Here is a 24,223-nt window from a genome sequence, read left to right on the forward strand (position 1 = left end):
GCCTTTCCTATGAAATTACTGATCAAACAGCGCGTCTTTTCCTGGTCTGACACTTACGACATTTATGACGAAAATGAAACTGTCCGCTACTTTGTAAAAGCGGAATTTCTATCCCTGGGCCACCGGCTCCACGTCTATGACACCAATCACAACGAAATCGGTCTCATCAAACAGAAGCTCCTCTCCATGCTTCCCGCCTTTGACATCGAGCTCAATGGCCAGACCGTGGGCCGTATCCAGAAGAAGTTTTCCTTTCTGAAGCCCAAATATGAAATTGATTGCAACGGCTGGCGCGTGGAAGGCGATTTTCTCGGCTGGAACTACGACGTCTACGACAGCTGCTGCCCCGTCATCCACATCACCAAGGAGTTCTTCCACTGGGGTGACACCTACGTCATCGACTTCACCAATCCGGCGGACGAGCTGATGGGAATGATGCTGGTGATCGCCATTGATGCAGCGAATTGTACGGATGGAAATTAATCCACTCTCTCCAAAATGACCAATAAAAAAGAATGTGCCGTTGGCACATTCTCACGCCGAGGCGCGGTTGCTTTGGCAACCATCTACCACTGCGCTGAGTGCGCATCCCCACGGAGGGTTTTTTGCTCTATAGGAAGCATAACTTTCGTGCTTTAACGTGACACGGTATTTCCTATAGAGCAAAAAAACCCGGGGAATCTGACATCCCCGGGATTTCTTATAGTCCAAAGCTCTGAAACAATCTTACCTTAGAATAGTTTTAGTATAGTTTATTTGGAATATTTTATCAATTATATATTTTCTATTACAGGCATTTCTTTTATATAAAAATGCTCCCCTATCCACCCGGATAAGGAAGCACCTCAACTCTGAAATCCTGTTCTGTTTTAGCTGTGAAAAATCACTTCGCCCTGCATCCAGACCACACCCTTGAATCGACGGCCTACGGCAGGTTCACCCAAAAGATCTTCCCGGTTAATGCAGACCTCAAATACCAGGTCATGACTTTCGATGGTCAGGATGTAAATCCATTCTCCGGTGCAGCTGTTCTCCACCAGTCTGCACTCCAGAATCTCTCCAAGCACATTATAATGATCACACTCCACACCATAAGGCATGAAATACGTGGAAACGATCGAGAATACGTCCTCGTTGGCGATTCGTCTGGAAATCATGGAATAGGTATCCATATCCTCCAGCGTCAAATTTTCGATGGCCTCCTCATCCCCCTCGCGGGCAGCCTTCAAAAGCTTTGTTCTCTGCAGAATCGCCTCTTTATTCTCCTCATCTGTCAGATTCTTCGCTACCGGAAGCAGAATCCTTCCGTCTGTGGACAGGCCCGCAAATCTCAGTGTCACAGTGCAGGAAGACAACTGATTCAGACGGCGCTCACTGAGAAAATCCGCCACATTCTGCACATAGAAAATGATGGTCACGCCCATGGCCAGATCATCGCAGACTCCCGCATAGGACTCCTTCTCCGCATGGCGCTCGATGGTGATATTATCATAGAACTTTTCCTGCGTTCCCTGAAAATAAGGAAAATAATAATCTCTCTGATATTCTCCTTTTTCATCGTACTCTCCCCGGAGCATCAGACCCATTCCCGGCGCAAATTCCTTCTTCCGCTCGGAAAATTCATGGCCATTATAATTCCCGGAAGTTTTTTCACTCTGATAGCTCTCCTCTGTTAAATGCAGAAGCTGACTCAGCTCCTCTTTTGTTTGGATACGGCTAAAGCCAACCGCTCTTAAATATTCATGCACTGTATTCACCTCCTTCGGGATCAATTATCCACATCTCCACAAAGTTATCCACTTTTGTGGACAACTTATGGAAATTGTGGATAGATTATTTTGACTGCTTTACGCTATATGGAATTATTACCGAATCTCTTTCATACCGCCCATGTACGGCTGCAGCGCCTCCGGAATACGAACGCTTCCGTCTGCCTGCAGATTATTCTCCAGGAACGCGATCAGCATACGCGGCGGAGCAACTACGGTATTATTTAATGTATGCGCGAAATACTTGCCCTTTTCCCCGTTGATACGGATTTTCAGACGGCGTGCCTGCGCGTCGCCCAGATTGGAGCAGCTTCCTACCTCGAAGTACTTCTTCTGACGGGGAGACCATGCTTCCACGTCCACAGACTTCACCTTCAGGTCAGCCAGGTCGCCGGAGCAGCACTCCAGAGTACGAACCGGAATATCCATGGAACGGAACAAGTCAACGGTATTCTGCCACAGACGATCAAACCACATCTTGCTGTCCTCGGGCTCGCAGACTACGATCATTTCCTGCTTCTCAAACTGGTGGATCCGGTATACGCCTCTCTCCTCCAGGCCGTGTGCGCCCTTCTCCTTACGGAAGCAGGGTGAATAGCTGGTCAGGGTCTTCGGCAGCTCATCCTTCTGAAGAATGCTGTCGATGAACTTACCGATCATGGAATGCTCGCTGGTTCCGATCAGATACAGGTCCTCGCCCTCGATCTTATACATCATGGCGTCCATCTCTGCGAAGCTCATAACGCCGGTAACCACATTGCTGCGGATCATGAAAGGCGGTACGCAGTAAGTGAAGCCTCTGTTAATCATGAAGTCACGGGCATAAGCCAGTACTGCGGAATGCAGTCTCGCGATATCGCCCATCAGATAATAGAAACCATTTCCGGCTACCTTTCTCGCGCTGTCCAGGTCGATGCCGTTAAAACGCTCCATAATCTCCGTATGGTACGGAATCTCAAAATCCGGAACCACCGGCTCGCCGTAACGCTGAACTTCTACGTTCTCGCTGTCGTCTTTACCGATCGGTACACTCGGATCAATGATGTTCGGAATGGTCATCATATCCTTTAGGATCTTCTCATCCAGCTCCTTCTCTTTCTCGGAAAGCTCTGCCAGACGATCTGCCTCTGCGGCTACCTGCTTCTTAACCTCTTCTGCCTCTTCCTTCTTGCCCTGACCCATCAGCGCGCCGATCTGCTTAGAAAGCTTGTTACGCTCTGCACGAAGATTATCTGCCTCCTGCTGTGCGGCTCTCTTCTGGGCATCCAGCTCAATGACTTCGTCCACCAGGCCCAGCTTCTGGTCCTGGAATTTATTACGAATGTTCTGTTTTACGATTTCCGGGTTTTCTCTTACAAATTTTATATCCAGCATGATTTTTCTCCTTTACTGCTTTCGATACTTTAACTGATTAATGCTCACTTTATCATATAATACTCTGAACTATTTTTCAAGACTGGCTTTTTGCTTTATCCAGCGCCTGCTGTTCCTCTTCGGAAAGAAGGATCTCGCTCTCTCCGTTCTTAATCTCCTTAATGTAGGAATATCCTCCCTCATTTCCGTAAACAGAGTTCAGTAGGAACCCATTATTTCCCTGATCCAGCAATGCCAGTGCATAACTCAAATCTCCGCTCATTTCCCGGAATGCGTTATACTTTACCATTCCCATTTTCTGATAGGTAATCTTCTGGTTTTTACGAAGACCAATGATATCTTCCCGAAGCATCTGATTCATCTGGTCTACCTTCTCAGTTTTCTCAATGCAGGACAGAATGGTATCCTCCAGACTCTCCGCATCCTTTCCTCTCATGTAGCGATCCAGCTTTCGATGAAGCTTTTTCAGTTTACATAACGTCACAATCGCAAGAATGAAAAGAATCAGGATCAGCACCAGCATTCCTGCCAGGATATAAACTGTATCAATTCCCGTTGCCTGATACACGTATTCCAAAATCGGACTCATTTTCTATTCCTCCTCTGTCTGTTCTTCTATTTTGTAATCATTTCAATGATTCGTTCCAAATCATCGCTGGAATAATACTCGATCTCGATTTTTCCTTTTCCTTTTGCTTTCTGCTTGATGGATACCTTGGTTCCCATGACCGCCTTCATTTTTTCTTCCAGGTCGGTGTAAATAAAGTCCTGAACGACGTTGTCCTGCTTTTTTGTCTTTTTACCTTCCTGGATCTGCTTTACCAGCTTCTCCACTTCCCGCACGCTCAGTTTTTCATCAAAAACTCTTGTGGCTGTGGCTGCCTGCAGATCCGGATCTTCGATTCCCAACAGAGCCCGGGCATGTCCGGTGGTAAGCATATCATCGATCACCATCTGCTGTACTCTCTCATCCAACTTCAACAGACGCATGGAGTTGGTAACCGCCGCACGGCTCTTGGATACCCGCTCCGCCACTTCATCCTGTTTCAGATTGAACTCATTCAACAGGCGCTTGTAAGCCATGGCTTCTTCTATGGGGTTCAGGTTCTCTCTTTGAATATTCTCGATCAGGGAGATCTCCATGATTTCCAGATCAGTATATTTTTTTATAATAACCGGGACTTCTTTCAGACCGGCTATCTTTGCGGCCCTCCATCGACGTTCGCCGGCAATGATCTCATAAAAGCCATTTTTCTCCTGTACTACCAGCGGCTGTATGATACCGAACTGTTTGATAGAATCCGCCAACTCCATGAGGGAATCTTCATCGAACTGTTTTCTGGGCTGATCTTTGTTTGGTCCTACCTTGGAGATTTTTACTTTCATCTCCACCGGTTTCTCCACGACTTTCTCAACTACTTTTTCTACAACTTTTGCTTTCTCCTGTGGCACCGCTTTTATGGTCTCCGGAATCAGACTGTCCAATCCTTTTCCAAGACCGCCTTTTCTTGCAGCCATTTTATGAATCCTCCCTGTTTATTACTTCATCAGCCAGTGCCCGATAGCTCTCTGCCCCTGCGGATTTGGAATCATATATGGTGATCGGATATCCATGACTGGGGGCTTCGGCCAGACGGACATTTCGCGGTATGATGGTGCTGTATACCCTCTGTTTTACATTGGCACGAACATTTTCTACTACCTGAAGGGAAAGGTTTGTACGGGCGTCGTACATAGTGAATACAATACCTTCGATATCCAGATAGGGGTTCAGGCGCTCCCGTACCAGGTTGATGGTATGTATCAGCTGGCTCAGGCCTTCCAACGCATAGTATTCGCACTGAATGGGAACCAGGACTGTGTCTGCTGTGGTCATGGCATTGATGGTCAGCAGATTCAGGGATGGGGGACAATCGATTAGGATGAAGTCGTATCTGTCCCGTATTTTTTCTACTGCTTTTTTGATGATGAATTCTTTTTCTGCGATGCCTATCAGTTCGATCTCTGCGGCCGCCAGATCTACGTTGGAGGCTATCAGGTGGAGGTTTTCAAATTCGGTGTATTCGATACAATCGTGGATATCGGTTTCGCCAAGAATTAGATCGTATACGGTGTTTTCTACCTGATTTTTTTCTACTCCTACGCCGCTGGTGGCGTTGCCCTGGGGATCGAGGTCTATGAGCAGAACTTTTTTACCTTTTTCGGCAAGGGCCGCTGATAGGTTAATAGCAGTGGTGGTTTTGCCTACTCCACCTTTTTGGTTTGCTACTGCTATGATTCTTCCCATGGTTGGTGTCTCCTTTTTTATATGGGATGTTTCACGTGAAACATTTTGATCGTGTTGATATTTATTATAGCATAGGATTTATTTGATTGCTATATGAAGTGGCGGGATTTTTATTAATATATCGTTAATTTTGATGGGAGCGATTGGATGGCAAAATAAGCACATATAATCTTTTACTATACTACCTGCCTCAAAAGAAGCTGGGGTGTACTTCTACATCCCAGCTTCTTTTAATGTTTCACGTGAAACATCTCACTTCCATTCATTACACTATCCCATTTCGTCCATCTTATATTTTCCCTGGTACTAATGCAAGGGCTCCTTCGTAGGCATCCCCGCCTTCCGCGGATACCGCTTCGCCGTACTCTTTACCTTCTCAATCTCCAAAAGACACCGATACATATCCGTTCCCGGCAGCACAAATTCCTTCATTTCCCGAACAGTACCACCCAGGATCTCCACCGCTCTTCCGGCTGCTTCGATCTCCTCCTGAATCTTTCCGGATTTATAAGGTACAAAAGCACCACCCACCTTCACAAAAGGCAGACAATACTCTGAAAGGGATGCCAGATTCGCCACCGCCCGGGAAACACAACAATCAAACTGTTCCCTATACTCCGCCTTCTTTGCAAACTCCTCCGCCCGGCCATGAACTGCTTCTACATGCTCCAGTCCCAGAGCGTTCACCACTTCCTGTAGAAACTTCACTCGCTTATTCAGAGAATCCAAAAGCGTCACTTTCAGTTGCGGGAATACAATCTTCAACGGAACTCCCGGGAATCCCGCTCCGGTTCCCACATCGATCCACCGCTCTCCCTCTATGGGAATACGCAGATCCTTAATCATCACACTGTCAATAAAATGCTTCTGTACGACCTCCTCAAACTCTGTGATGGCCGTCAGATTCATCACTTCATTCTTTGCGATGAGCATTTCATAATACTGTTCAAACTGAGCTGTCTGCTTATCACTGAGTTCTATCTGAATCTTAGAAAACTCTGTTTTAATATACCCTCTTCTATCCATTCTCAAATCCTTTTACCACTTCTATCAAATCAACAATACTTTTATCCCAATTTCTGTTCCAACTTCTATCCCACATTCTGATCTCGCCGTGAGCTCATCAGGAACTTCTCTTTTGCTCCAACCATACCAGCAGCACGGAAATATCCGCCGGAGACACGCCTGAGATTCTGGACGCCTGTCCGATAGATATCGGATGAACTGCCTTTAACTTCTGTCTTGCTTCCGTCCGGAGGCTGGGCACCTCATCATAGTCAAGCCCCTCCGGAAGCTTCTTATTCTCCAGCTTTTTAAACTGCTCCACCTGCTTTTTCTGCCGCTGAATATAACCGTCATACTTCAGGCGGATATTCACCTGCTCCGCCACGCCCCGCAACAGCTCCGGACGTTTCGGATCCAAAGACGCCACGATCTCGTAGCTCAGCTCCGGACGCTTGATCAGCTCCGCCAGAGAGATTCCCGAATTCAAAGGAGTACTCTCGTATTCACTCAAAAGCTCCTGCACCTCGTCAGAAGTTCCCAGAAAAACCTTTTCTACTCTCTGAATTTCTTTCTCGATCTGTCGCTCCTTCTCCAGCAGACCCTGATATCTTTCTTCGGAGATCAGTCCTATCTCATAACCGATCTTCGTCAGACGCAGATCCGCATTATCCTGCCGTAAAAGCAGACGATATTCGGCACGGGACGTCATCATTCGATAGGGCTCACGGTTCTCCTTAGTCACCAGATCATCGATCAGAACTCCGATATAGGCCTGGGAACGATCCAGCACCAGCGGCTCCTTCTTCAGCACACTGCGCCCCGCGTTGATTCCTGCGATAAGTCCCTGGGCCGCCGCCTCCTCATAACCGGAGCTGCCATTGAACTGTCCTCCACTGAACAAACCATGAATTTTTCGAAACTCCAAACTGGGATACAGCTGCCGGGCATCGATACAGTCATACTCGATAGCGTAAGCATTTCTTACAATCTTCACATGTTCCAGTCCTGCCACCGAAGAGTACATGGCATGCTGCACGTCTTCCGGCAGAGAGCTGGACATGCCGCCCACATACATTTCGTTCGTATACAGTCCCTCCGGCTCAATAAACACCTGATGTCGGTTCTTATCCGCAAATCGAACCACCTTATCCTCAATAGATGGGCAATAACGGGGCCCCGTTCCCTCGATCATACCGGAATACAGGGGCGAACGATCCAGATTATCCCGGATAATCTTATGGGTTTCCTCATTGGTATAGGTCAGCCAGCAGGAAATCTGTGGCTTCTGAATCTCCTCCGGATCTGTAGTAAAGGAAAAGGGCACAATCCGTTCATCTCCAAATTGTTCCTGCATCTTACTGAAATCTACAGATCGTTTATCAATCCGGGCCGGAGTTCCTGTCTTAAAACGGTACATCTGAATTCCCAGACTTTTCAGGGAGTCCGTCAGATGGGTCGCTGCCTGCAGCCCGTTGGGGCCTGTGTAATTGCTGATATCCCCGTAGATACATCTGGCCCGGAGATAAGTACCGGTACAAAGCACCACTGCTTCAGATTCATAGACAGCTCCTGAAGTGGTCTTTACACCCTTTACCACTCCATCCTCTGCCAGAATCTCCGCCACCTCAGCCTGCACGATGGACAGATGATCCGTATTCTCCAGTACCCGCCGCATACTGCGGCTGTATTCTGCCTTGTCCGCCTGAGCCCGCAAAGAATGTACCGCCGGTCCCTTGGACACATTCAGCATTTTCGACTGAATAAAGGTTCGATCAATATTTTTTCCCATCTCACCGCCCAGGGCATCCACTTCCCGGACCAGATGGCCCTTGGAACTACCTCCGATATTCGGATTACAGGGCATCAGCGCAATACTGTCCACGCTCACCGTAAAGATAATGGTTTCCAGTCCCATCCTTGCACAGGCAAGGGCGGCTTCACAGCCGGCGTGTCCGGCACCCACCACAACTACCTGACACTTCTCATGATACACGTTCTTCATATACGTCACCTATTACTTATTTTCCCATACAGAATTTTCCAAATATTTCTTTTGCCAAATCGTCACCTATCTCTTCTCCTATGATAAAGCCCAGAGACAGATAGGCATCTTTCAAATCAATGGTAAAGAAATCCTCCGGCATTCCGCTCTCGATGCTTTCCATCACCATCTTAAGGCTTCCGGCCGCATCTGCCAGAGCCTGCTTCTGTCGAAGGTTTGTAATCAGTACTTCATCATTAAAATCCACTTCCCCATGGAAAAAGAGACTCCGGATTTTCTCTTCCAGTTCCCGGATTCCCTCTCCTTCCTTTGCGGAAATTACCAGCACCGGATGCATGGTTTTCTCTTCCATGGACTCCGGGGTAATCACCGGTTCCAGATCGGATTTATTCAAAAGCACCAACGCTTTCTTTCCCTCCAGAAGCTTCAGAATCTCCTCGTCGCTGTCATCCAGCGGCCGGGAGCTGTCTGCTACATAGAGGATCAAATCTGCGTCCTCTGCCTGCTTTCTGGCCCGATCCACTCCAATCTGCTCCACCACATCCTCGGTGGAACGGATCCCTGCCGTGTCCAGAAGCTGCAGAGAAATCTCTCCCAGCTGAAGCTGCTCCTCCAGCACATCCCGGGTGGTTCCGGCGATTTCTGTGACAATAGCCCGCTCTTCACCCAGAAGCACGTTCAAAAGAGAGGATTTACCTGCGTTGGGCTTACCCAGAATCACAGTCTTAATACCTTCCTTCAGCATCCTTCCACTGTCCGCACTCTTCAGAAGCTCTTCCACTTCTTTCTGGATATCCTTCACCTTTTTCAGAAGCTCTTCCCTGTAACCATCCAGGCTGATATGCTCCGGATCGTCCAGAGCCGCTTCCACAAAGGCCATCTCATACAGAATTTTTTCGCGCAATCTTCCAATCTTCTCGCGCACTGTACCCTTCAGCTGTGCCAGGGAAGACCTGAGAGCCATCTCATTTTTCGACTGAATCAGATCCATGACCGCCTCTGCCTGGGACAGATCTATCCGTCCGTTCAGAAAAGCCCGTTTGGTAAACTCCCCCGGTTCTGCGGCTCTGGCGCCATTCTTAAGAACCGTTTCCAGAATCTTCTGCATCACCAAACGGCCTCCATGACAGTCGATCTCCGCCGTATCCTCCGCCGTATAGCTGTGGGGACCCCTCATGAACATCACCAGTACCTCATCCAGCACCTGGTCTCCATCCACAGCCATACCATAATGAACCGTGTATCCGGACTGTTCCCTCATGACTTTCTTCTCATTTTTCGGCCGAAATACTTTTTCCAGTACTGCAAAGGCCTCCGGGCCGCTGATTCGGATAATTCCGATTCCGGCGCTCCCCATGGCCGTTGCAGCTGCCGCAATGGTATCTGTATGAATCATCTTTTCTGATCTCCGTTTATTTACTTCCGTTTAGAGAAAAAGGAACGCCTTAGCGTTCCTTTTTCTTATTATTATAATTACGGTTATAACGTCCTCTGTTATTACGGTTACCATAGTTGTCCAGCTTTACGCCTTCCTTTAAGGTAACCACCACCCGGCGGTAAGGCTCCTCTCCCTCGCTGTGGGTGCACACAAACTTGTCATTCTGCAGGGCGGAATGAATCACTCTTCTCTCATAAGGATTCATGGGCTCCAGAGATACCGGCTTTCTGGTTCTCTTTACCTTCTGCGCAATATTCTTCGCCAGATTCTCCAGCGTCGCCTTTCTACGCTCACGGTAATTCTCAGTATCCACCTTTACACGGATATAATCTTCGGTGCTTTTATTCACCACCAGGCTGGAAAGATACTGGAGAGAATCCAGAGTCTGACCTCTCTTGCCGATCAGAACGCCCATATCACCGCCATCCAGCGTGATATTCATCTCTCTATCCTGGGGATTCTGCGTGATCTTAATCTCCACCTTCATCTCCATGGCTTCAAATACATCCTGAAGGAACTTCTCCACCTGTGTGGTATCCACCGGTTCTGCCGGGGCTGCAGGCTTCTCTGCCTTCGGCTCTGCTTCCTTTACGGGAGCCGGCTTCTTTTCCTCTTTCCGTACCGGCTTTTCCGGCTTCGGCTGTCTGGGTGCTTCACTCTTCGGCGCCGCAGGCTTCTCAGCCTTTGCCACATTCTTCGGAGCTGCTTCTTTTTCCCTTTTCGGCTGCTCCTTCTTCTCCGGTTCAGAAGTCTTCTGAGACTTCTCATTGACACGCTCCAGGAGCTTCTCCATCTCCCTGTCGGCCTTCAGCTTCGCCTCTACCTCTTCCTCAGACTTCTGATGAGCCCGGATCACAGCTTTTCTGCCTCCGATTCCAAGAAAACCAGAGCTGGGCTGCATAATCACTTCATAAGCTACCTTATCTCTTGTGGTTCCAAGCTGAATGGCTGCTTCGAGAACCGCATCTTCTATTGTTTTTGCAGAAACCTCAATACTTTCCATATGGACCCCCCGTTACTTATTTCTTTGTCTTTTCATTATACTGCTCTACCATTCTGGCCTTAGCAGCAAGACTTCCCGGCTTCGCCTCGGTATTCTTATAGAACTCTGTAGAATCCTTGATCTGCTTTGCACGCTCTTCCGGAGTCATTTCGTGCTTTTTGGTATTTACGGTCTTCGCGCTGGTTCTTGCCACATTGTTCAATTTTTCCGGCGGAAGTCCGTCCTTTTCCCGTTTCCGGTTATATTTTTCAATATTCTTCTTAATCTCTTCGTCAATATCCATCTTGGACAGATATTTGTTAATTACCAACTGTTGAACCGTACGAACCACGCCGCTCATAACCCAGTACAAGCCCACACCTACGGGAAGGACCGCACAGAAGTATACGGACATCAGCGGCATGAAGTTGTTCATAGCCTTCATGGACTGCATCATCTCGTTATTGGAGTCGTCGCCATTTGCGTTGGCTGCTGCCTGGGGCATCAGACGAACGCTTATCCACTGGGTCAGACCTGCCAGTACCGGAATCGCGATAGCCGCGATCAGAAACAGATAGTTATGCTCGCCCAGATACTGCTTTGCGCTGTACCAGGGGGAATTGGCGATATTCAGTCCTAAAAAGTTATTAAAACCGTCCAGGGTATTCCGCGCGCTATCAATGACAGAGCTCAGATCCGGGAATGCGGCTGCTACACTGTCCCACTCTGCGGTAGATGCCTTATTCAGTACGTCGATGATGGTATTCTCGGTAAATCCCTGTTTTTTGAACTGGGTCGCACTCTTCAGGCCCATGATAATGTCCTGGGCACCCTTGCTGTTCATCAGCTCCGTAACCAGCGGATAGTAAGCCATCTTTACCTTATCCACATAAGCCGGAATTGCGTATACCACCCGGTATACGGCCAACAATACCGGCAGCTGAATCAGCATCGGCAGGCAGCTTCCTGTCTGAGATGTACCATATTTTGCGTATACAGCCTTCATCTCATCCTGCATCTTCATCATGGATACCTGATCCTGTTTGCCCTTATACTTCTTCTGAATAGCCTGAATCTCCGGATTCATCCGAACAGACATCCTGGAAAACTTCTGCTGCTTATAGGTAAGCGGAATCATCAGAGTGTACACAACGATAGTAAATAAAATAATAGCCAGTCCCACGTTGGGCTGTCCCATGGAATACAGCAGATCAAAGATTTTCTCAATCAGCCAGCCAAGAATCGCCGCGAACTGACTTAAAATCGGTGTCGTATTCCGGGTTAATAACAAACCTGTCAATGAATTAATCCTCCTTTATTAGGGTACAGGATCATATCCACCACTGGAAAACGGGTTGCATCTTAAAATTCTCCAGGCGGCAAGAATGCTTCCTTTGACTGCTCCATGCTTCTGAATGGCCTCCAGGCCATACTGGGAACAGCTGGGATAATAAGGACACTTTGTTCGTTTCATCGGCGATAGATATTTCTGATAAAATTGAATCAGTCTGATCAATAATATTTTCATTCTTCTTTTAAAACTCCCTGAAGCTTTCCCAAGTGAAGCAACGCGCTTTCGATCTCGCTCATACTCCGATCCTTCGCGCTGATCCTTGCGATGACTACCATGTCCAAACCACTATTGAACATGTCTTCATGTAGTCTGTAACTTTCCCGAATCAATCTGGTGATTCTGTGCCGCACAATGCTGTTTCCAACCTTCTTGCTGACAGAAACACCGAGACGATTCTTTTCCAGACCGTTCTCCTTCACATAAAGTACCAGATAACGGTTGGCACGGGACTTTCCTTCCTTATATAAAAGCTGAAAATCCCGGTTTTTTTTCAAAGATTCTGAATGCGGATACTTCATACGCTCTCCAAACAAAAAACGTAAAGAGAAAAAAAGGCCACATATATGCGGCCTATGCGGATAATTTCTTTCTTCCCTTTAATCTTCTGGCAGCTAATACCTTTCTTCCGCCAGGAGTGCTCATTCTAGCTCTAAATCCGTGAACCTTTGCTCTGGATCTTTTCTTCGGTTGAAATGTCATCTTCATGGTGCCTACACCTCCTATCTATAAAACATCATTCTAATTATATTCATAAAATCCCTTAAAGTCAAGCAATTTGGCGCTAAAATTCATTTTCTTCCCGGATTTTATACATCTTGTGCCTGAAAAATAGTTATCCACAACATGTGGATAAAATGTGGATAATAAGTGGACAACTTCCTTTTTTTATCCCATTGTTTCCACATTCCGGGCTGGAAATTTAATTCTTTTCTTGATCCCCGTCTGAATTTGGTATATTATTGAATATAGGATAAATTGCCTATTTTGGGCACTGAGGAGATAAATATGAATCTGATAGAAGAAAAATGGACCGAGATTCTCGAGCACGTCCGAAAGGAACATGAACTTTCGGATGTTTCTTTTGAGACCTGGCTCCTTCCGCTGAAGGTACACAGCACCGACGATCACGTCGTAAAAATTATTGTTCCCATGGGAGAGCAGATGATTACCTATCTGAACTCCAAGTTTAAGACGCCTATTTTTGTGGCCATCGCCGAATTTACAGGCGAAAAGTACGATGTGGAATTCATAACGGAAAAGGACGCCCAGGAGCAGAAGGCTGCTTCAGCAAAGGCTGCGGCTCCCGTCGCGGATCGTCCGGTGATTAGTCCGGATTTTGAAAAGTCCAATATCAATCCGAAGTTTACCTTCGACACCTTCGTGGTCGGCAGTAATAACAAGTTCGCCCACGCAGCTTCACTGGCTGTGGCCGAGACGCCCGGCAAGGTCTATAATCCGCTGTTCCTGCACGGAGGCGTGGGACTGGGAAAAACCCATCTGATGCACGCCATTGCCAATTACATCTTAAAAGAAAACCCGAATATGAAGGTACTCTACGTCACCAGTGAATACTTCACCAACGAGCTGATCGAGACCCTGCGAATGGGCGATCCCTCCGGTATGACCCGCTTCCGCGAGAAATATCGGAACATTGACGTACTGCTCATCGACGACGTTCAGTTTATTATAGGAAAGGAAAGTACTCAGGAGGAGTTCTTCCATACTTTCAATGCCCTTCATACAGCCAATAAACAGATCATTATCTCCAGTGACCGTCCTCCCAAGGATATCGAGACTCTGGAGGAGCGTCTCCGCACCCGGTTTGAGTGCGGCCTGATCGCCGATGTATCCTCCCCGGACTTTGAAACCCGTATGGCCATTCTTCGCAAAAAAGAGGAACTGGAGGGTTATCACATCGACGACGATATCATTACCTATATCGCTACGAATATCAAGTCCAACATCCGTGAGCTGGAAGGCGCTTTCAACCGTCTGATCGCCCTTTCCACCCTGGAAAAGCGTCCCATTGATATGCTTCTGGCTGAGGAAGCCATCAAGGATATCATTTCTCCGGGCGAGAGCCGGAAGGTGACGCCGGAGCTGATCATTGAGATCGTAGCGGAACATTTTCATATCAGTCCTTCTGATATTTACAGCAATAAGCGTACCGCCAATATCGCCTATCCCCGCCAGGTAGCCATGTATCTGTGCAAGGATAACGGCACCACCTTAAAGAAAATCGGCGAGATCATGGGCGGCCGGGATCACACCACCGTCATGCACGGCGTGGAGAAGATTGAAAAAGAACTACAGAACAATGATTCCACCATCCGTACCATCGGAACCATCCGCAAGAAGATTAACCCCAATTAACCGTTCCCTGGGCTTGGAATTATTTATCAACATTCTCATGTGGACAACCATGTTGATCCTGTGGGGAAAACTTTTCATCTGAAAAGACCATGTGTATAACCTGCCCGGTTGACCGCCGGTTATACCCTGCTTTTTCACATAGTTATCCTTTTCAGAACCCCTTGATTTCTGGGGCTTCAGACCACTTATCAACATATTCACAGCCCCTACTACGGTTACGACGGATTCTTTTATATATTTATTTACAGCGCCCTCCGGGGAACGACGAAAGGAGTTATACACATTATGAAGTTTGTCTGCAAGAAATCAGACCTTGTAAAAGGTGTCAATATTGTTCTGAAAGCAGTTCCTTCCAAGACGACCATGTCCATTCTGGAATGTATTCTGATTGATGCGTCCACAGGGCAGATCAAGATGACAGCCAATGATATGGAACTGGGAATCGAAACCGTCATCGAGGGAAACATTCTGGAAAAAGGTATTGTAGCCATTGATGCCAAGATCTTTTCCGAGATCGTACGGAAGCTTCCGGATAATGACGTAACCATTGAGACAGATGCTTCGTTTAAAACTAAAATCACCTGTGAGAAGGCGAAGTTTGACATTTCCGGAAAATCCGGTGAGGATTTTTCCTATCTGCCCTATATTGAAAAGAATGAGTATATTTCTCTGTCCCAGTTTAACCTGAAGGAAGTAATCAAGCAGACCATTTTCTCCGTTTCCGATAATGAAAACAACAAAATCATGACCGGCGAACTTTTTGAGATTAACGGCGAGAACCTGAAGGTGGTTTCTCTGGACGGACACCGGGTATCCATCCGGAATCTGAAACTGAAGGAAAGTTACGATCCCAGAAAGGTGATCGTACCGGGAAAGACCCTGGTGGAGGTCAGCAAAATCCTTTCCGGCGAGATGGAGGACGAGGTCCGCATTTTCTTCACGAAAAATCATATCGTATTTGAGTTTGACGAGACCGTTGTGGTATCCCGTCTGATCGAGGGCGAGTATTTCCGCATCGAGCAGATGCTTTCCACTGATTATGAGACGAAGGTAAAGGTGAATAAGAAGGAGCTTCTGAACTGTATCGACCGCGCGACCCTGTTAATTCGTGAGAGCGATAAGAAGCCCATCATTATCCAGATCGGTGATGGGGAGATGCGACTGAAGCTGACCTCCGGTGTGGGTTCCATGAATGAGGAGATCGTCATCGAAAAAGAGGGCAAGGACATTCTGATCGGCTTCAATCCCAAGTTCCTGATCGATGCCCTGCGCGTCATCGACGACGAGATGGTGACCCTGTATCTGGTAAATCCCAAGGCGCCCTGCTTTATCCGGGACGATCAGGAATCCTATATCTATCTGATCCTTCCGGTGAACTTCAGCAGCGCTTCTGTATAAAGTCTGTAGTAAGGACAAAGGAGACATTATGGAATCTATCGAAGTAGCAATTCGGGATGAATTTATCCGCCTGGGTCAGGCCATGAAGCTGGCCGGGATCCTTTCCCTGGGCTCGGATATCAAGTACGAGATCGTGGACGGCAAGGTAAAGGTAAACGGCGAAGTGGAGGAGCGCAGAGGGCGCAAGCTTCACAGGGGAGACGTCTTTACCTATCAGGGACAGGATTATAAAATCGTATGATCATCGAATCCATGGAACTGAAGAATTTCCGGAACTACCGGGAGTTAAAGCTTCAGTTTGATGCAAAGACTAATATTTTCTACGGCGACAATGCCCAGGGGAAAACGAATATTCTGGAGGCTGTGTATTTAAGCGGCACCACCAAGTCCCATAAGGGCAGCCGGGATCGGGATATGATTTATTTCGGGGAAGAGGAAGGTCATCTTCGGACCTTTGTAAAGAAGGGTGAGATCGAATATCAGATCGATATTCATCTGAAGAAGAATAAGACCAAGGGTATCGCTATTAATGGCGTGCCAATCCGCAAGGCCAGCGAACTCTTTGGCATTGCGAATTTTGTATTTTTCTCTCCGGAGGATTTAAGTATTATCAAACAGGGTCCGGGCGAACGGCGTCGGTTTCTGGATATGGAATTATGTCAACTGGATAAGGTGTATCTTCACCATCTGGTTGGTTATAACCGTATTGTGACCCAGCGTAACAAGCTCTTAAAAGATCTGAGCTTCCGCCCGGATCTGATCGAAACGCTGGATATATGGGATCTGCAGATGGCGGAATATGGAAAAAAGCTCATTGAAAGCCGGGAGGCATTTATCCGATCCCTTGGAACGATCATTCAGGGGATTCATCAGAAGCTTTCCGGAGGCAAAGAGGAACTGGTACTTTCCTACGAGAAAAATGTGGGAGCCGAGGAGCTTTACAATGCCATCTGTAAAAGCAGAGAGAGGGATATCCGCATGAAGACGTCAAATGTGGGTCCCCACCGGGACGATCTGATGTTTTCTGTCGGAGGCGTGGATATTCGGAAATTCGGTTCCCAGGGACAGCAGCGGACTGCGGCTTTATCCTTGAAATTATCGGAGATCGAGCTGGTCAAACAGGTGATTCACGACACACCGGTCTTACTTCTGGACGATGTGTTGTCTGAACTGGATCACAACCGGCAAAACTATTTATTAAACAGCATTCATGATATTCAGACTATGATTACCTGTACGGGTCTGGATGAGTTTGTAAATCACAGGTTTTCGATCAACAAGGTGTTCCGTGTGATCGAGGGCGCTGTATACAGTGAAAATTAGCAACGATTCAGCAATAGGAGGATTGGAAATGAGCGCAGAATACGGAGCAGATCAAATCCAGATTTTGGAAGGACTGGAAGCGGTCCGAAAGAGACCTGGCATGTACATTGGAAGTACTTCCTCCCGCGGACTTCATCATCTGGTTTATGAGATTGTAGACAATTCTGTCGATGAGGCCCTGGCAGGCTTCTGCAAAAATATCGATGTGACGATTCAGAAGGATAATTCCATCACGGTTATCGACGATGGACGTGGTATTCCGGTGGGAATCAATCACAAGGCCGGCATTCCGGCGGTAGAGGTGGTCTTTACCGTGCTTCATGCAGGCGGAAAGTTCGGCGGTGGAGGATACAAGGTGTCCGGAGGTCTGCACGGCGTAGGAGCATCCGTAGTCAATGCTCTTTCCGAGTGGCTGGAGGTTCGGATCTATAACGAGGGAAAGATCTATTTCCAGCGGTATCAGAGAGGCCATGCGGTGGAGCCGCTGAAGGTGATCGGCGAGTGTGAGCCGGAGAAAACAGGTACTCAGGTAAGTTTTTTGCCGGATAAGGAGATCTTTGAGGAGACCGTTTACGATTATGATACCCTGAAGATTCGTCTGCGGGAAATGGCCTTCCTGACCAAGGGACTGAACATCATTCTCAGGGATGACCGTCAGGAGCCCCAGTACAAGAAGGAGTTCTGTTATGAAGGCGGTATCAAGGAGTTCGTAAGCTATCTGAACCGCTCCAAAACAGCTCTTTACGAGCAGATTATTTACTGTGAGGGTATGGTAAATGACGTCTTTGTAGAGGTGGCGCTGCAGCATAATGATTCCTATACCGAGAATTGCTACAGCTTCGTCAATAATATCAACACTCCGGAGGGTGGAACCCACCTGACCGGTTTCAAAAACGCGCTGACCAAGACCTTTAACGATTACGCGCGGAAAAATAAGCTTTTGAAGGACAGCGAGCCCAGTCTGAACGGCGATGACATCCGGGAGGGTCTGACTGCCATCATCAGTATTAAGATCGGCGAGCCCCAGTTCGAGGGCCAGACCAAACAGAAGCTGGGCAACAGCGAAGCCCGTGGAGCCGTGGATAATGTGGTTTCCGAGCAGCTGATGATCTTCCTGGAGCAGAATCCTACAGTAGCCAAGGTGATTCTGGAGAAGTCCATCCTGGCTCAGCGTGCCCGCGAAGCAGCCAGAAAGGCGAGAGATCTGACCCGAAGAAAGACGGCTCTCGACGGTATGGCCCTGCCCGGAAAGCTGGCAGACTGCTCCGATAAGAATCCGGAGAACTGTGAGATCTACATCGTAGAGGGAGACTCCGCAGGCGGATCCGCAAAGACCGCCAGATCCCGCGCGACCCAGGCCATTCTGCCCCTCCGAGGCAAAATCCTGAATGTAGAAAAAGCCCGCCTGGATAAGATTTATGCCAATGCCGAGATCAAGGCCATGATTACTGCCTTTGGTACCGGTATCCATGAGGACTTTGATATTACCAAGCTTCGTTATCACAAGATTATTTTGATGACTGATGCCGATGTGGACGGCGCTCATATCAGTACGCTTCTTCTTACTTTTATTTATCGGTTTATGCCGGATCTGATCAAAGAGGGTTATGTCTATCTGGCACAGCCGCCCCTTTTCAAGCTGGAGCGGAATAAAAAAGTATGGTACGCCTACAGTGACGAGCAGCTGGCTGACATTCTGAATGAGGTCGGCCGCGATCAGAATAACAAGATCCAGCGTTATAAAGGTCTGGGCGAGATGGACGCGGAGCAGCTCTGGGAGACCACCATGGATCCGGAAAAGCGTATCCTGCGGCGTGTGACCATGGAAGACGCGGATTCCGCCGAGATCGATCTGACCTTTAATACACTGATGGGAGATAAGGTGGAGCCCAGACGTGAATTTATCGAGACAAACGCGAAATTCGTGAAAAATTTAGACATTTAACAGTTCAGCCATGGCGCGGCTGAACCTACGAACCTATAAAAAGGGAGAATAGAAAATGGAAGACAATATCTTTGACAAAGTCCATGACGTGGATTTGAAAAAGACCATGGAAGATTGTTATATCGATTATGCCATGAGCGTTATCGCAGCCCGTGCCCTTCCGGATGTCCGGGACGGCCTGAAGCCGGTACAGCGGCGTGTGCTCTATTCTATGATCGAGCTGAATAACGGACCGGATAAGCCCCACAGAAAGTGCGCGCGTATCGTCGGCGATACCATGGGTAAATATCACCCCCACGGCGACAGTTCCATCTATGGAGCTCTGGTCAATATGGCCCAGGACTGGTCCACCCGTTATCCGCTGGTAGACGGTCACGGTAACTTCGGTTCCGTGGACGGCGACGGCGCGGCGGCCATGCGATATACAGAGGCCCGCTTAAGCAAGATTTCCATGGAAATGCTGGCGGATATCAATAAAAATACCGTAGATTTCGTACCGAACTTTGATGAGACCGAGAAGGAGCCCTCTGTGCTGCCCTCCCGTTTTCCGAATCTTTTGGTGAACGGTACCACAGGTATCGCGGTCGGTATGGCGACGAATATTCCCCCCCATAACCTGCGCGAGGTCATTAAGGCTGTGGTAAAGCTCATCGATAATCGGATCGAGGAGGATCGTGACACCACCATCGAAGAAATTTTAAAGATTGTCAAGGGACCGGATTTTCCCACAGGAGCGGAGATTCTGGGAACCCGAGGTATCGAGGAGGCCTACCGGACAGGACGGGGCAAGATCCGCGTGCGTGCCGTGACGAATATCGAGACCATGAGCAACGGCAAGAGCCGTATTGTGGTTACCGAACTTCCTTATATGGTCAATAAGGCCCGGCTCATTGAGAAAATCGCGGAGCTGGTAAAAGAAAAACGCATCGACGGTATCACCTACATCGGCGACGAGTCCAGCCGCGAGGGCATGCGGATCAACATCGAGCTCCGCAAGGACGCCAACGCCAATGTGATCCTGAATCAGCTCTACAAGCATACCCAGCTGCAGGATACCTACGGCGTGATCATGCTGGCGCTGGTGGGCAAAGAGCCGAAAGTCCTGAATCTCCTGGATATGCTGAAGTATTACCTGCTTCACCAGGAGGACGTGGTTACCCGTCGTACCAAATACGATCTGAATAAGGCCGAGGAGCGTGCCCATATCTTAAAGGGCCTGCTCATCGCCCTGGACAATATCGACGAAGTCATCCAGATCATCCGCGGATCTCAGTCCACGCCGGAGGCAAAGCAGAAGCTCATGGAGCGCTTCGGTCTGGACGATGTACAGGCCCAGGCCATCGTAGACATGCGTCTGCGTACACTGACCGGTCTGGAACGGGAGAAGCTGGAGGCAGAGTACAAAGCGCTGATGGAGCAGATCGATTACTTAAAGGGCATTTTGGCAGATGAGAAGAAGCTGCTGGGTGTCATCAAAGAGGAGATCACAGTAATTGCTGACAAATACGGCGACGATCGCCGGACCAGCATCGGCTTTGACGAATTTGATCTGTCTATGGAAGACCTGATTCCCGAGGAGGATGTGGTTATTACCATGACAAACCTTGGTTACATCAAGCGTATGACCACCGACAACTTTAAGAGTCAGAACCGCGGCGGCAAGGGTATTAAGGGTATGCAGACTATCAATGAGGATTACATTGAGGATCTGATGATGACCACCACCCACCATTACATTATGTTCTTTACGAATACCGGTAAGGTGTACCGGCTGAAGGGCTACGAGATTCCCGAGGCCAGCAGAACCTCCCGTGGAACAGCCATTATCAATCTGCTGTCCCTGCAGCCGGGCGAGAAGATTACGGCGGTGATTCCGATCAAAGAATACGAAGAGGGCAAATACCTCTTTATGGCCACCAAGAATGGTCTGGTAAAGAAAACAGCCATTCAGGAGTACGCAAATGTGAAAAAATCCGGACTGGTAGCCATCAATCTACGGGAGAACGATGAGCTGATCGAAGTGAAGTACACGGATAACGAGCAGGATGCATTTCTGATTACCAAGTATGGCATGTGTATCCGTTTTAAGGAGACCGATGTCCGTGCTACCGGCCGTGCGTCCATGGGAGTCATCGGTATGAGCCTGGCCGATCAGGATGAGATTGTGGCCATGCAGGTACGCAATCAGGGCGAATATTTGCTGGTAGTCTCTGAAAAGGGACTGGGCAAGCGCACAGGCATGGATGAGTTTACCGTACAGAACCGCGGCGGCAAGGGCGTGAAGTGCTACAAGATCACCGACAAGACAGGCAATGTGGTGGGAGCCAAGGCGGTCAATGAGGACAATGAGGTTATGCTCATCACCACCGAAGGTATCATTATCCGGATTCCCTGTAACGGCATTTCCATCATGGGTCGTATCACTTCCGGTGTGAAGCTGATGAACGTGGATTCTGAAAACGTATCTGTGGCAAGTATCGCCAAGGTGCGGGAGCAGATGAATAAAGAGGAGTCTGCAGAGGAAGAAGAAATCTGATGTGCAAGTCTGAGACTGTTTGGCAGTCCCAGACTTGAATAAAACATCGAAAATCGATAAAAATATATTGAAAAACAATAAAAAGAGTGGTAAGATACAGGTATCCGAAAGGGATAGCTGTATTTTACCGCTTTTTCTTTTTCAAAATATTACAATTACAGGAGGTATCTATGAAAGTGACAAGATTTACAAAGGGAGTATTGGATTTCATGTTTTACGCAGGAATTTTGATCGTCCTGAGCCTGCCGGTTTCCCTGAAAATTCTGGGTGACTATTTTCCGGAATACAGACAATTCTATGTCGTACTGTTTTTTTTCCTGTTTTTGTCCGGTATCTTTGCGCTTCTGATTATCCGGGAACTGCGGTGTATGTTCCGGACGGTGCTTGCGGGAGATTGTTTTGTAGAGCATAATGTGACCAGCTTAAAAAGAATGGCAGTATACAGTTTTTGCATTGCGGCGCTTACATTGATTCGCCTGATACTTGCGACGACTCCGGCGGCGGTGGTGGAGATTCTGGTATTTTTGATTGCCGGTCTGTTCAGCCGGGTACTGGCTGATGTTTTCGCTCAGGCAGTTACTTATAAGCTGGAAAATGATTTCACGATATAGGAGGAATGGAAATGGCAATTCGTATCAATCTGGACGTGATGATGGCCAGACGGAAAATCGGTCTCACGGAGCTGTCCCGGGAGGTGGATGTGACCATGGCCAATTTGTCCATTTTAAAAAATAACAAGGCAAAGGCGGTACGATTTTCGACCCTGAACGCCATATGTAAGGCGCTGGACTGTCAGCCCGGTGACATTCTCGAATACGTCCCGGACGGTGACGGAGCGGAGATCAGTGAGGAGGGGATCTAGCATGAAGCTATGGGAAAAGCGGAAGAACTTCAGCCATCTACAATTACTGGTGGGATTTTCACTTTTTTATGTATTTTGTCTGTATGATAATTTTTCAGGCGTACTGTATCTGGTATTTTTAGCAGGAATGCTTTTGATGGATTGCTTTCTCATGAAGCAGGCCGGGCGATCGATCAAAAAAGGGTCAAAGCTCTATATGCTGGCCATTCTGCTTCTGGGCGTGTCCACCTTCCTGACCGGTAATCTCATTATCATCTGGTGCAATAAACTGGCCGTCTGGATACTGTTCGGTATTTTGCTTCTGCATGACGGCTATGAGGATCAAAACTGGACGGTGTTCCGCTATGTGGGAAGTCTATGGGATCTGGCCATGACGGCCCTGGCCCATCTTTTCTCCGTGTTTCCGGAGTTAGCCAAAAGTCGGAGAGCGCGAAAGGCAGAGGCCGGAGCCGGAAAAAAGAAACCGGGTGAAAAAACGATGTATATCATTCTGGGAATTCTGGTGGGCGTAACCCTGCTTTGTCTGATTCTGCCGCTTTTAATTTCTGCAGACGCAGTCTTCGATCAGCTGCTGGGAGGCGCGTTCGACTGGGTAGTTCAGGCGGTCAGTCATATCATCCTTCCAACGAAGCTGGTGTGGCCGATGCTGATGTTTCTCTGGGGGATGATGTTTTTCTTTGCTATCTACAGCGCTATAAAGAACCGAAAGCCCCAGGCGGAAGAAAAGGATCTCCGCACCCAGGAGCCGGTTCTGGCGATCACAGCGCTGGCGGTTATCGGTGTGGTCTATCTGCTGTTCTGCATGGTTCAGATTTCCTACCTGTTCACCGGTGGTTTTACCCTTCCGGCGGAATACTCCTACGCAGGCTTTGCCAGACAGGGTTTCTTTCAGCTCCTTTTTGTCAGCGCGCTGAATCTTTTGCTGGTGCTGGTGACCTTAAGCTTTTTCCGGGAAAATAGGGCGTTGAAAATTATGCTGGCCTTTCTTTCTGTCTGTACCTATATCATGATTATTTCCTCGGCCTGCCGGATGTTTCTCTACATTCAGGCATACCAGCTGACCCGCCTCCGGGTACTGGTGCTGTTTGCGCTGCTGGTGCTGGCAGTGTTGTTTGCGGGAGTGATCCGGAATATTTTTCAGGAAAGATTTCCGTTGTTCCGGTACAGCGTGGCGGTAGTAACGGTGCTGTATCTCGTCCTTTCCTTCAGCCACATGGACGCCTGGATTGCCGCCTATAATATCGCCCACGATCAGACCAGCTATCTTTACGAGCTGTCCACAGACGCGTCGGGCCCGATGCTGAAGGCCGCAAAGGAAGGAACGGCGGAGGCGGAGATGACGAGAGCGTATTTTTCCATGAATGAGTATCGGCAGGAGGAGCATACGGGGATCCGAAAATTCAACGTGTCGGAGTTTCTGTTTAAGCTGCGGTGTAAAGAATACTTCCGCGGGGATACCGGCGCGCCGGCGGAATAAAATCTGGCGGTTCGGCAGAGACCGCGCCGCCGGAACTTTAGGATGACAAATGAAGTGCTTTATATTATAATTACATTGAGTTCGTATACCTTTTCTGA

General features: G+C 48.2%; 23 protein-coding genes. 10 read left to right on the forward strand and 13 right to left on the reverse strand.

The annotated features are described in order from the left end of the window. The first annotated feature begins 9 nt into the window (after positions 1–9). On the forward strand, positions 10–483 hold the full coding sequence (locus H8S44_RS14905) for an LURP-one-related/scramblase family protein (protein WP_186873983.1): 474 nt from the start codon (positions 10–12) through the stop codon (positions 481–483). A 386-nt stretch (positions 484–869) separates the two neighbouring features. On the opposite strand, the gene H8S44_RS14910 is transcribed toward H8S44_RS14905, so the two are convergent. The 13 genes from H8S44_RS14910 to rpmH form a co-directional block, all read right to left on the reverse strand. Then, positions 870–1,748 carry a DUF3881 family protein gene (locus tag H8S44_RS14910; protein WP_186873984.1) on the reverse strand — a complete coding sequence of 293 codons (879 nt, stop codon included), beginning with the start codon at positions 1,746–1,748 and terminating at the stop codon, positions 870–872. A 117-nt stretch (positions 1,749–1,865) separates the two neighbouring features. Then, a complete protein-coding gene (gene serS, locus H8S44_RS14915; protein WP_186873985.1) occupies positions 1,866–3,143 on the reverse strand; it encodes a serine--tRNA ligase in 1,278 nt (425 codons plus the stop codon). A gap of 76 nt (positions 3,144–3,219) precedes the next feature. Then, positions 3,220–3,732, reverse strand: coding sequence for a DUF4446 family protein (locus H8S44_RS14920; RefSeq protein WP_186873986.1), 513 nt, complete (start codon positions 3,730–3,732; stop codon positions 3,220–3,222). Positions 3,733–3,758: 26 nt separating this feature from the next. Next, on the reverse strand, positions 3,759–4,661 hold the full coding sequence (locus H8S44_RS14925) for a ParB/RepB/Spo0J family partition protein (protein WP_186873987.1): 903 nt from the start codon (positions 4,659–4,661) through the stop codon (positions 3,759–3,761). A gap of 1 nt (position 4,662) precedes the next feature. Continuing rightward, a complete protein-coding gene (locus H8S44_RS14930; protein WP_186873988.1) occupies positions 4,663–5,430 on the reverse strand; it encodes a ParA family protein in 768 nt (255 codons plus the stop codon). 306 nt (positions 5,431–5,736) lie between these two features. Beyond that, the gene (gene rsmG, locus H8S44_RS14935; RefSeq protein WP_186873989.1) at positions 5,737–6,456 is read right to left on the reverse strand and encodes a 16S rRNA (guanine(527)-N(7))-methyltransferase RsmG; all 720 of its coding nucleotides are present in this window, start codon (positions 6,454–6,456) and stop codon (positions 5,737–5,739) included. A 97-nt stretch (positions 6,457–6,553) separates the two neighbouring features. Next, positions 6,554–8,437 (reverse strand): tRNA uridine-5-carboxymethylaminomethyl(34) synthesis enzyme MnmG, encoded by a 1,884-nt coding sequence (gene mnmG, locus H8S44_RS14940; RefSeq protein WP_186873990.1) that lies wholly within the window; start codon positions 8,435–8,437, stop codon positions 6,554–6,556. 16 nt (positions 8,438–8,453) lie between these two features. Beyond that, on the reverse strand, positions 8,454–9,833 hold the full coding sequence (gene mnmE, locus H8S44_RS14945) for a tRNA uridine-5-carboxymethylaminomethyl(34) synthesis GTPase MnmE (protein ID WP_186873991.1): 1,380 nt from the start codon (positions 9,831–9,833) through the stop codon (positions 8,454–8,456). Between the two features lie 49 nt (positions 9,834–9,882). After that, complete coding sequence (gene jag, locus H8S44_RS14950; RefSeq protein ID WP_186873992.1) at positions 9,883–10,878, reverse strand: RNA-binding cell elongation regulator Jag/EloR; 996 nt, start codon at positions 10,876–10,878, stop codon at positions 9,883–9,885. 16 nt (positions 10,879–10,894) lie between these two features. Beyond that, positions 10,895–12,157, reverse strand: coding sequence for a YidC/Oxa1 family membrane protein insertase (locus H8S44_RS14955; RefSeq protein ID WP_186873993.1), 1,263 nt, complete (start codon positions 12,155–12,157; stop codon positions 10,895–10,897). An 18-nt stretch (positions 12,158–12,175) separates the two neighbouring features. Next, the gene (yidD, locus tag H8S44_RS14960; protein ID WP_186873994.1) at positions 12,176–12,385 is read right to left on the reverse strand and encodes a membrane protein insertion efficiency factor YidD; all 210 of its coding nucleotides are present in this window, start codon (positions 12,383–12,385) and stop codon (positions 12,176–12,178) included. Beyond that, positions 12,382–12,729 (reverse strand): ribonuclease P protein component, encoded by a 348-nt coding sequence (gene rnpA / locus H8S44_RS14965; RefSeq protein ID WP_186873995.1) that lies wholly within the window; start codon positions 12,727–12,729, stop codon positions 12,382–12,384. Before rnpA ends, yidD begins: the two co-directional genes overlap by 4 nt. Before the next feature lie 52 nt (positions 12,730–12,781). Continuing rightward, positions 12,782–12,916 carry a 50S ribosomal protein L34 gene (gene rpmH, locus H8S44_RS14970; protein ID WP_158361287.1) on the reverse strand — a complete coding sequence of 45 codons (135 nt, stop codon included), beginning with the start codon at positions 12,914–12,916 and terminating at the stop codon, positions 12,782–12,784. A gap of 300 nt (positions 12,917–13,216) precedes the next feature. Between rpmH and dnaA the strand changes: the two genes are divergently transcribed. From dnaA to H8S44_RS15015, 9 genes are all read left to right on the forward strand, one after another. Further along, positions 13,217–14,584, forward strand: coding sequence for a chromosomal replication initiator protein DnaA (dnaA, locus tag H8S44_RS14975; protein ID WP_186873996.1), 1,368 nt, complete (start codon positions 13,217–13,219; stop codon positions 14,582–14,584). A 285-nt stretch (positions 14,585–14,869) separates the two neighbouring features. Further along, on the forward strand, positions 14,870–15,982 hold the full coding sequence (gene dnaN / locus H8S44_RS14980; RefSeq protein WP_186873997.1) for a DNA polymerase III subunit beta: 1,113 nt from the start codon (positions 14,870–14,872) through the stop codon (positions 15,980–15,982). Between the two features lie 28 nt (positions 15,983–16,010). Next, positions 16,011–16,223: an RNA-binding S4 domain-containing protein gene (locus H8S44_RS14985; RefSeq protein WP_186873998.1), complete on the forward strand. Its 213-nt coding sequence runs from the start codon at positions 16,011–16,013 to the stop codon at positions 16,221–16,223. Beyond that, positions 16,220–17,305, forward strand: coding sequence for a DNA replication/repair protein RecF (gene recF / locus H8S44_RS14990; RefSeq protein ID WP_186873999.1), 1,086 nt, complete (start codon positions 16,220–16,222; stop codon positions 17,303–17,305). The genes H8S44_RS14985 and recF overlap by 4 nt, the downstream gene beginning before the upstream one ends. A 28-nt stretch (positions 17,306–17,333) precedes the next feature. Beyond that, on the forward strand, positions 17,334–19,250 hold the full coding sequence (gyrB, locus tag H8S44_RS14995; protein WP_186874000.1) for a DNA topoisomerase (ATP-hydrolyzing) subunit B: 1,917 nt from the start codon (positions 17,334–17,336) through the stop codon (positions 19,248–19,250). Between the two features lie 55 nt (positions 19,251–19,305). Further along, on the forward strand, positions 19,306–21,786 hold the full coding sequence (gene gyrA, locus H8S44_RS15000) for a DNA gyrase subunit A (RefSeq protein ID WP_186874001.1): 2,481 nt from the start codon (positions 19,306–19,308) through the stop codon (positions 21,784–21,786). Positions 21,787–21,956: 170 nt separating this feature from the next. Continuing rightward, positions 21,957–22,397, forward strand: a complete 441-nt coding sequence (locus tag H8S44_RS15005) for a DUF2975 domain-containing protein (protein ID WP_186874002.1) — start codon at positions 21,957–21,959, stop codon at positions 22,395–22,397. 11 nt (positions 22,398–22,408) lie between these two features. Further along, positions 22,409–22,648: a helix-turn-helix domain-containing protein gene (locus H8S44_RS15010; RefSeq protein ID WP_186874003.1), complete on the forward strand. Its 240-nt coding sequence runs from the start codon at positions 22,409–22,411 to the stop codon at positions 22,646–22,648. A 1-nt stretch (position 22,649) separates the two neighbouring features. Beyond that, entirely contained in the window at positions 22,650–24,125 is a 1,476-nt protein-coding gene (locus H8S44_RS15015) for a DUF4153 domain-containing protein (protein WP_186874004.1), read from the forward strand. Positions 24,126–24,223 lie beyond the last annotated feature (98 nt).

The sequence above is a fragment of the Anaerosacchariphilus hominis genome (genome assembly GCF_014290175.1).
In the GTDB taxonomy this organism is placed as follows: Bacteria; Bacillota; Clostridia; order Lachnospirales; family Lachnospiraceae; genus Laedolimicola; species Laedolimicola hominis.

Bases quoted from the DNA above. Each gene is read 5' to 3' on its own strand.
- jag (WP_186873992.1), bottom strand. From the start codon at position 10,878: ATGGAAAGTATTGAGGTTTCTGCAAAAACAATAGAAGATGCGGTTCTC.
- H8S44_RS14985 (WP_186873998.1), top strand. From the start codon at position 16,011: ATGGAATCTATCGAAGTAGCAATTCGGGATGAATTTATCCGCCTGGGT.
- yidD (WP_186873994.1), bottom strand. From the start codon at position 12,385: ATGAAAATATTATTGATCAGACTGATTCAATTTTATCAGAAATATCTA.
- rsmG (WP_186873989.1), bottom strand. From the start codon at position 6,456: ATGGATAGAAGAGGGTATATTAAAACAGAGTTTTCTAAGATTCAGATA.
- recF (WP_186873999.1), top strand. From the start codon at position 16,220: ATGATCATCGAATCCATGGAACTGAAGAATTTCCGGAACTACCGGGAG.
- H8S44_RS14920 (WP_186873986.1), bottom strand. From the start codon at position 3,732: ATGAGTCCGATTTTGGAATACGTGTATCAGGCAACGGGAATTGATACA.
- gyrA (WP_186874001.1), top strand. From the start codon at position 19,306: ATGGAAGACAATATCTTTGACAAAGTCCATGACGTGGATTTGAAAAAG.
- H8S44_RS15015 (WP_186874004.1), top strand. From the start codon at position 22,650: ATGAAGCTATGGGAAAAGCGGAAGAACTTCAGCCATCTACAATTACTG.
- serS (WP_186873985.1), bottom strand. From the start codon at position 3,143: ATGCTGGATATAAAATTTGTAAGAGAAAACCCGGAAATCGTAAAACAG.
- gyrB (WP_186874000.1), top strand. From the start codon at position 17,334: ATGAGCGCAGAATACGGAGCAGATCAAATCCAGATTTTGGAAGGACTG.
- H8S44_RS14905 (WP_186873983.1), top strand. From the start codon at position 10: ATGAAATTACTGATCAAACAGCGCGTCTTTTCCTGGTCTGACACTTAC.
- H8S44_RS15010 (WP_186874003.1), top strand. From the start codon at position 22,409: ATGGCAATTCGTATCAATCTGGACGTGATGATGGCCAGACGGAAAATC.
- H8S44_RS14925 (WP_186873987.1), bottom strand. From the start codon at position 4,661: ATGGCTGCAAGAAAAGGCGGTCTTGGAAAAGGATTGGACAGTCTGATT.
- dnaN (WP_186873997.1), top strand. From the start codon at position 14,870: ATGAAGTTTGTCTGCAAGAAATCAGACCTTGTAAAAGGTGTCAATATT.
- rnpA (WP_186873995.1), bottom strand. From the start codon at position 12,729: ATGAAGTATCCGCATTCAGAATCTTTGAAAAAAAACCGGGATTTTCAG.
- mnmG (WP_186873990.1), bottom strand. From the start codon at position 8,437: ATGAAGAACGTGTATCATGAGAAGTGTCAGGTAGTTGTGGTGGGTGCC.
- mnmE (WP_186873991.1), bottom strand. From the start codon at position 9,833: ATGATTCATACAGATACCATTGCGGCAGCTGCAACGGCCATGGGGAGC.
- H8S44_RS15005 (WP_186874002.1), top strand. From the start codon at position 21,957: ATGAAAGTGACAAGATTTACAAAGGGAGTATTGGATTTCATGTTTTAC.
- rpmH (WP_158361287.1), bottom strand. From the start codon at position 12,916: ATGAAGATGACATTTCAACCGAAGAAAAGATCCAGAGCAAAGGTTCAC.
- H8S44_RS14930 (WP_186873988.1), bottom strand. From the start codon at position 5,430: ATGGGAAGAATCATAGCAGTAGCAAACCAAAAAGGTGGAGTAGGCAAA.
- dnaA (WP_186873996.1), top strand. From the start codon at position 13,217: ATGAATCTGATAGAAGAAAAATGGACCGAGATTCTCGAGCACGTCCGA.